Annotated in this window: 6 protein-coding genes; 4 read left to right on the forward strand and 2 right to left on the reverse strand. The window is 59.0% G+C overall.

Annotated elements, in window-relative coordinates:
- Positions 1-14 precede the first annotated feature (14 nt).
- Complete coding sequence (gene betC / locus ACIOU6_RS24240; protein ID WP_221732245.1) at positions 15-1,529, reverse strand: choline-sulfatase; 1,515 nt, start codon at positions 1,527-1,529, stop codon at positions 15-17.
- A 114-nt stretch (positions 1,530-1,643) separates the two neighbouring features.
- On the opposite strand from betC, the gene ACIOU6_RS24245 reads away from it, so the two are divergent.
- Positions 1,644-2,594, forward strand: coding sequence for a choline sulfate utilization transcriptional regulator (locus tag ACIOU6_RS24245; protein WP_221732246.1), 951 nt, complete (start codon positions 1,644-1,646; stop codon positions 2,592-2,594).
- A 6-nt stretch (positions 2,595-2,600) separates the two neighbouring features.
- Here ACIOU6_RS24245 and ACIOU6_RS24250 read toward each other — a convergent pair whose 3' ends face one another.
- Complete coding sequence (locus ACIOU6_RS24250) at positions 2,601-3,266, reverse strand: NAD(P)-dependent oxidoreductase (RefSeq protein WP_401139098.1); 666 nt, start codon at positions 3,264-3,266, stop codon at positions 2,601-2,603.
- 83 nt (positions 3,267-3,349) lie between these two features.
- Between ACIOU6_RS24250 and ACIOU6_RS24255 the strand changes: the two genes are divergently transcribed.
- The 3 genes from ACIOU6_RS24255 (at position 3,350) to ACIOU6_RS24265 (ending at position 6,130) form a co-directional block, all read left to right on the forward strand.
- Entirely contained in the window at positions 3,350-3,676 is a 327-nt protein-coding gene (locus ACIOU6_RS24255; RefSeq protein WP_221732248.1) for a DOPA 4,5-dioxygenase family protein, read from the forward strand.
- Positions 3,677-3,972: 296 nt separating this feature from the next.
- Entirely contained in the window at positions 3,973-5,280 is a 1,308-nt protein-coding gene (locus ACIOU6_RS24260) for a CitMHS family transporter (RefSeq protein WP_221732249.1), read from the forward strand.
- 85 nt (positions 5,281-5,365) lie between these two features.
- Positions 5,366-6,130: a TerC family protein gene (locus ACIOU6_RS24265; RefSeq protein ID WP_221732250.1), complete on the forward strand. Its 765-nt coding sequence runs from the start codon at positions 5,366-5,368 to the stop codon at positions 6,128-6,130.
- Positions 6,131-6,327 lie beyond the last annotated feature (197 nt).

The raw sequence follows: 6,327 nt of genomic DNA on the forward strand, positions 1-6,327 counted from the left end.
ACTTCCCCTTAACGTTATTGGTTTTGGCAGGGTTGTGGATAACGTGCTTTGCGTTCCAGATCATCGAGGTCGATGTGGTTGCGCATGTACTGCTGACTGGCGTCGACCAGAGGCTGGTGATCCCAGCTCTTCAGCTTGCCGACGGTCAATGCATCGGCGACAAAACGGCGGCGACGCTGGCTGGCGAGGACGGCACGGTGGATCGCCGGCATGTCCCACTTGGCCCGTGCCTCGGCGAGAAAATCGTCGAATAGCTGGTGATGTTGCGGCGATTGGCTGAGTTCTTCCAACTCGCGCGGATCGTTGTCTACGTCGAAGAGTAGGCAAGGGTCGCTTTCACTGTAGATAAATTTCCAGGCGCCACGGCGGATCATCATCAGCGGACTGATGGTGCCTTCGGCCATGTACTCGCCAAATACCTCGTCATGGCCGCCCTGCCTTTGCAGGTGTGGTACCAGCGAGCGGCCATCCAGCGGCAGGCCCGGCTCCAGCGTGCCGCCGGCCAGTTCGACGAAGGTTGGCAACAGGTCTGCGGTCGACACGGCAGCGCTGATGCGCCCGGCCTCGAACTGGCCAGGCGCACTGATCAACAGGGGGACGCGGGCGGCCATTTCGTACCAGTGCATTTTGTACCAGAGGCCTTTCTCGCCAAGCATGTCCCCGTGGTCGCCGGAGAAGACGATGATCGTTTCGTCCATCAGCCCTGTTTCTTCAAGGGTTTGCAGGAGTTTGCCGACGTTGGCGTCGATATAGCTGCAAGCGCCGAAGTAGGCGCGCCGTGCATCGCGAATCTTATCCACAGGCAGCGGCTTGTCCCACAGGTCGTAAACCTTGAGCAGACGTTGCGAATGCGGGTCGAGTGCGTGTTGAGCCGGCGTTGTCGGAAGCGGGATATCGCCATCGTCGTACAAATCCCAGAAGGCCTTGGGAATCGTGTACGGATCGTGTGGGTGAGTCATCGACACCGTCAGGCAGAACGGCTGATCGCCGTCCTCGCGAATGTGATCGAACAGATATTGCTGGGCCTTGAACACCACCTCTTCGTCGAAGTCGAGCTGGTTGGTACGCACGCAGGGCCCGGCTTGCAGCACCGAAGACATGTTGTGATACCAGGTCGGCCGCACGTCAGGCTCATCCCAGTTCACCGACCAACCGTAATCGGCCGGATAGATATCACTGGTCAGGCGTTCTTCGTAGCCGTGCAACTGATCGGGGCCACAGAAATGCATCTTGCCCGACAGCGCGGTGCGGTAGCCGAGACGGCGAAGGTAGTGGGCGTAGGTCGGGATGTCGGCGGGGAAATCAGCGGCGTTGTCGTAGGCGCCGATTTTGCTCGGCAATTGGCCGCTGACCAGGGTGAAGCGCGACGGTGCGCACAATGGGCTGTTGCAGTAAGCGGCATCGAACACCACGCCTTGGGCGGCGAGGCGCGAAAGATTCGGCAGTTTGATCGGCGATGGGCCATAGATCGGCAACATTGGCGCGGCCATCTGATCGGCCATGATGAAAAGAATATTCTTGCGCTTCATGTGATCGCGGCATTCCATAGTGAATATTTATGCGACATTGCTGCAATCGAGCATGGAGTCCATGCGCTATCCGGTAAAGCCCGTGCCGGACAATGACTAGGATAAGCACAGCTTATGTATGACGCTCTTGGCGATTTGTCTCTGGACTTGCTCCGCGCCTTCGAAGCCGCCGCCCGTCAGCGCAGTTTTACCGCCGCCGCGGTAGAGCTTGGCACCACGCAACCGGCGATCAGCCAGCAGATCAAACGGCTTGAGGAACAGCTCGGCACGCGCCTGTTTGATCGCATCTACCGGGGCATCGAACTGACTGAGGTCGGCACGATTCTTTTTGAACAGGTTCAGCTCGGTTTGCAGAATATCGATGCAGGATTGAGCGCAATCAGCGCCCAACAGCAGCATGAGGTGTTGCAAGTCGCCACCGACTTCGCCTTCGCGGCGTATTGGCTGATGCCACGACTGCACCGTTTCCATGAAGCCAATCCCCACGTTGACGTCAGCCTGGTCACCAGCGAGCGCAACCACAATATGCTGCGCACCGACATCGACGTGGCCATCCTGTTTGGCGACGGGCGGTTCAAACAGGGTGAAAGCCACTGGCTATTCAGCGAGGAAGTGTTCCCGGTGTGCAGTCCGCAATTGCTCAAGGATCGCTCGTTACCCTTACCGGCTGACACGTTGCTGGAACTCCCGTTGCTGCACCTGCGTGGTGAAAACAGCAGCAACTGGTTCGACTGGAGCGGGCTGTTCCGCGAGCTTGGCATCACTGCGCCGCCAGCCCCGGGGCAACTGCGTTTCGACAATTACACCCTGATGATTCAAGCGGCAATTGGCGGCCAGGGCGTGGCGATTGGCTGGCGGCACCTTGTGGATAACTTGCTGACCCAAGGTTTGCTGTGCCGACCCATCGCCGAAACCACGTTGTCGCGCCTCGGCTACTACGTGGTGCTGCCGCAGCGCAAACGCCGAGGGGCGTTGATTCAGCAGTTTGTCGATTGGTTGATGGCGGAGCAGGCCGGCAGCGTTGAGTCTCTGAGCGGGTTGGGATTTGCGTCGATTGCGGTTTGAAGATTTTTACGAATCCGAAGACGCCACAAAATTTACATGCTGGCCCACATGCAGATTCAAGCGCAGCTCATCGGCAATCCCTACCGCCACGCGATTCAGGCGTTCCAGCGGTTGCGCCAGTCCCGTCTCCAGACTGCTACTGACCTGGTTGAAATGCTCAATCGTCAACCCCGCTAAGCTGTGAGGCGCATTGACCAGCGTCCACTTCAGCGGACTGCTCTGCAGCGCTTCGCGGATTTCTTCGGCAGCGTGGCGTTGCAGGCGATCATCCCGATCCGGCTCGTCGAGCACGGCAAAATCGCCCACCAGAAACAGCCGCGAGACATTGGCCGCTTGCAGGCCATCCACCAGCGAATCCACCGCCAATACCTGCTCGACCGGCCCCAGCAGGGCCGTGCGTTCAACCTGTTCGCTGCTGAACGGCAAACCCGGCGCATCAAGCAAACAGATGACCGCCGAGCTGCCGGAGACACTTTGATTGACCCGCTCTGAATCGAACAGATCGCCGCTCTTGGTGCGCAGACCCGGGCGCGGCGCGAGCGCGGTGAGGTCGTCGAGAATAGCGATGACTTCGTGCTGTCGGCGCAGCAACTCAGCCATCAACGCGCCGCCCAGGCTACTCATGGCACCATAGAGCACCACTTTGACCACCGGGGTTTCGGCATTTTTCATGGCTGATCCCTTTTGTTTTCCCTTGTATGGCGTGTGACATACGCGTAACGACAAGGGTTCGAACCGATTTTCGAGGGTTTGCGATGCAAGCGATCAAGGGTTACCACGCCCATGTCTATTTTGATGCCAGCACCCTTGAACGGGCGCGGGCCTTGTGCGAGCGGGCTGCGCAGTTGTTTGCACTGCAAATGGGCCGCGTCCACGAACGCCCGGTCGGCCCGCACCCGGACTGGAGTTGCCAATTGGCCTTCGGCCCGGAGCTGATCGGCGACGTGCTGCCGTGGCTGGCACTCAATCGCCAAGGCTTGGTGGTGTTTTTGCACCCGGACACGGGCGATGATTTGCTTGATCACACCGAGCATGCGATCTGGATGGGCGCCATGAGGCCGCTGAATCTGGCTGTTTTTTGATGACGCCCGCCGCATTCGGCGGGCCGGTTGACCGTTCACTCAAAGCTTTCACCCGCGAAAGCTGGCTGAAAGCTTCCCCCATTAGGATCGCCCCCACTGCCGGCAACAGACCGGTTGGCCAACGCGTGTGATTGCTCGCATGCAAGGCCCAATTAACAACAACAATGGTGATTCTGATGTCCTCTGTAGCCCGCCTCCGCGCTGTCACTCCGTCCGTACGTCTCGTGCTCCCCGTTCTGCGCTGATCCCGTCCGATCCGCTCATTCAATTAGCCGCGCTACGCCTGGAGTATTCCCATGCTGACTTTCCTTGGCTTCGCCATGGTCATCACGTTCATGTTCCTGATCATGACCAAGCGCCTGTCCGCGCTGATCGCTCTGATCATCATCCCGATCCTTTTTGCTCTGTTCGGTGGTTTTGCGCCGAAGATCGGTCCGATGATGCTCGAAGGCATCACCAAGCTTGCGCCGACCGGCGTGATGCTGATGTTCGCCATTCTCTATTTCGCCCTGATGATCGACTCCGGTCTGTTCGACCCGGCCGTGCGCAAGATCCTCAAACTGGTCAAGGGCGACCCGCTGAAAGTTTCGGTCGGCACCGCCGTACTGGCGCTCGTCGTTTCCCTCGACGGTGACGGCGCGACCACTTACATGATCTGCGTGGCCGCCATGCTGCCGCTGTATAGCCGCATCGGCATGAGCCCGCGAATCATGGCTGGCCTGATCATCCTTGCCGGTGGCGTGATGAACATGACGCCATGGGGCGGCCCGACCGCCCGTGCTGCCAGTGCGTTGCACGTCGACCCTTCGGACATCTTCGTACCGATGATTCCGGCCATGGCGGCCGGCGTGGTGGCGATTCTGGTCATTGCCTATTTCTACGGCAAACGTGAGCGAGCGCGTCTGGGTGAGTTGCACCTGATCGACGACGAGATCGATCACAGCGAAATCAGCGTTTCGCAGTTCCCGGACGCCCGTCGTCCGAAGCTGATCTGGTTCAACGGCGCCCTGACCTTCGGCCTGATGTGCACCCTGATCGCTGGCCTGTTGCCGCTGCCGGTGTTGTTCATGGTGGCGTTCAGTATTGCCATGATCGTCAACTATCCTTGCCTGCAAATGCAGAAGGACCGCATCGCGGCCCACGCCGGCAGTGTACTGGCAGTGGTCGGGCTGATCTTTGCGGCGGGTATCTTCACCGGTATCCTGTCGGGCACCGGCATGGTCGATGCGATGTCCAAGAGCCTGCTGGCGGTGATCCCGGATTTCCTCGGTCCTTACCTGGCCGTGATCACGGCACTGGTGAGCATGCCGTTCACGTTCTTCATGTCCAACGACGCGTTCTACTATGGCGTGTTGCCGGTGATGGCCGAAGCCGCCAGTCACTACGGCATCACCGCCGTGGAAATGGCCCGGGCCTCGATCGTCGGTCAGCCCGTTCACTTGCTCAGCCCGCTGGTGCCATCGACCTATCTGTTGGTGGCCCTGGCCGGGATTGATTTTGGCGACCACCAGCGGTTCACCCTCAAATGGGCGATCCTGGTTTGTATCTGCATTCTGATTGCTGCACTGCTGCTCGGGACTTTCCCGGTGTTCAGCACTCTATAAGCCCAAGACTCACCGTTTGCGGTCCTGGCTTCGTGGTTTGAAGCCAGGACCTTTTTCGGTTTAACACACGCTCAAAGGAATACACATGGATTGGCTGACCAACCCCGAAATCTGGGTTGCCTTCTTTACCCTGACCGCCCTGGAAATTGTCCTGGGTATCGATAACATCATCATGATTTCGATCCTGGTCAGCCGCATGCCCAAACACATGCAGCCGCGCACCCGGATCTTCGGTCTTGGCCTGGCCATGATCACGCGGATCCTGTTGCTGCTGTCGATCACTTGGGTCATGCGCCTCACCGCCGACCTGTTCGAAGTGTTCGGCCAGGGCATCTCCGGGCGTGACCTGATCCTGTTCTTCGGGGGGCTGTTCCTGCTGTGGAAAAGCTCGCAGGAGATGTACCACGCGCTGGAAGGTGAAGACGAAAGCGGCGACGAGCCTTCGGGCAAGGGCGGTAACTTCCTCTACACCATTATTCAGATCGCGATCATCGACATCGTCTTCTCGCTGGACTCGGTGATCACGGCGGTCGGCATGGTGTCCCATGTCCCGGTGATGGTTGCAGCGATCATCGTCGCGGTGCTGGTGATGATGGCGGCGTCGGGCAAGATCAGCGAATTCATCGACAAACATCCGTCCCTGAAGATGCTCGCGCTGTCGTTCCTGTTGGTGGTCGGTACGGTACTGATCGCTGAATCGTTCGATGTGCACGTACCCAAAGGTTACGTCTACTTCGCCATGGCGTTCTCGCTGGCGGTGGAAGCGATCAACATCAAACTGCGCGGCGCGATGGCCAAAAAGAAGCAGCAAGATCCGGTGAAACTGCGCAAGGACATTCCGGGGCAGTAATCCGGTCGTCCAGCAATACGCAATGCCCCTGTGGGAGCGGGCTTGCTCGCGAAGGCGGAGTATCAGTCGACAAAAATGTTGGCTGATCTACTGCCTTCGCGAGCAAGCCCGCTTGTGTCTTGATCTGGGAATAAACTCTGAGATGAGAGGGGTGGATGGCAAGCAGTGAGTCCGCGGTGCTTAAAGCACGAGTGGGA

The organism is Pseudomonas sp. NPDC087615 (assembly GCF_044743445.1).
Taxonomy (GTDB): Bacteria; Pseudomonadota; Gammaproteobacteria; order Pseudomonadales; family Pseudomonadaceae; genus Aquipseudomonas; species Aquipseudomonas baetica_A.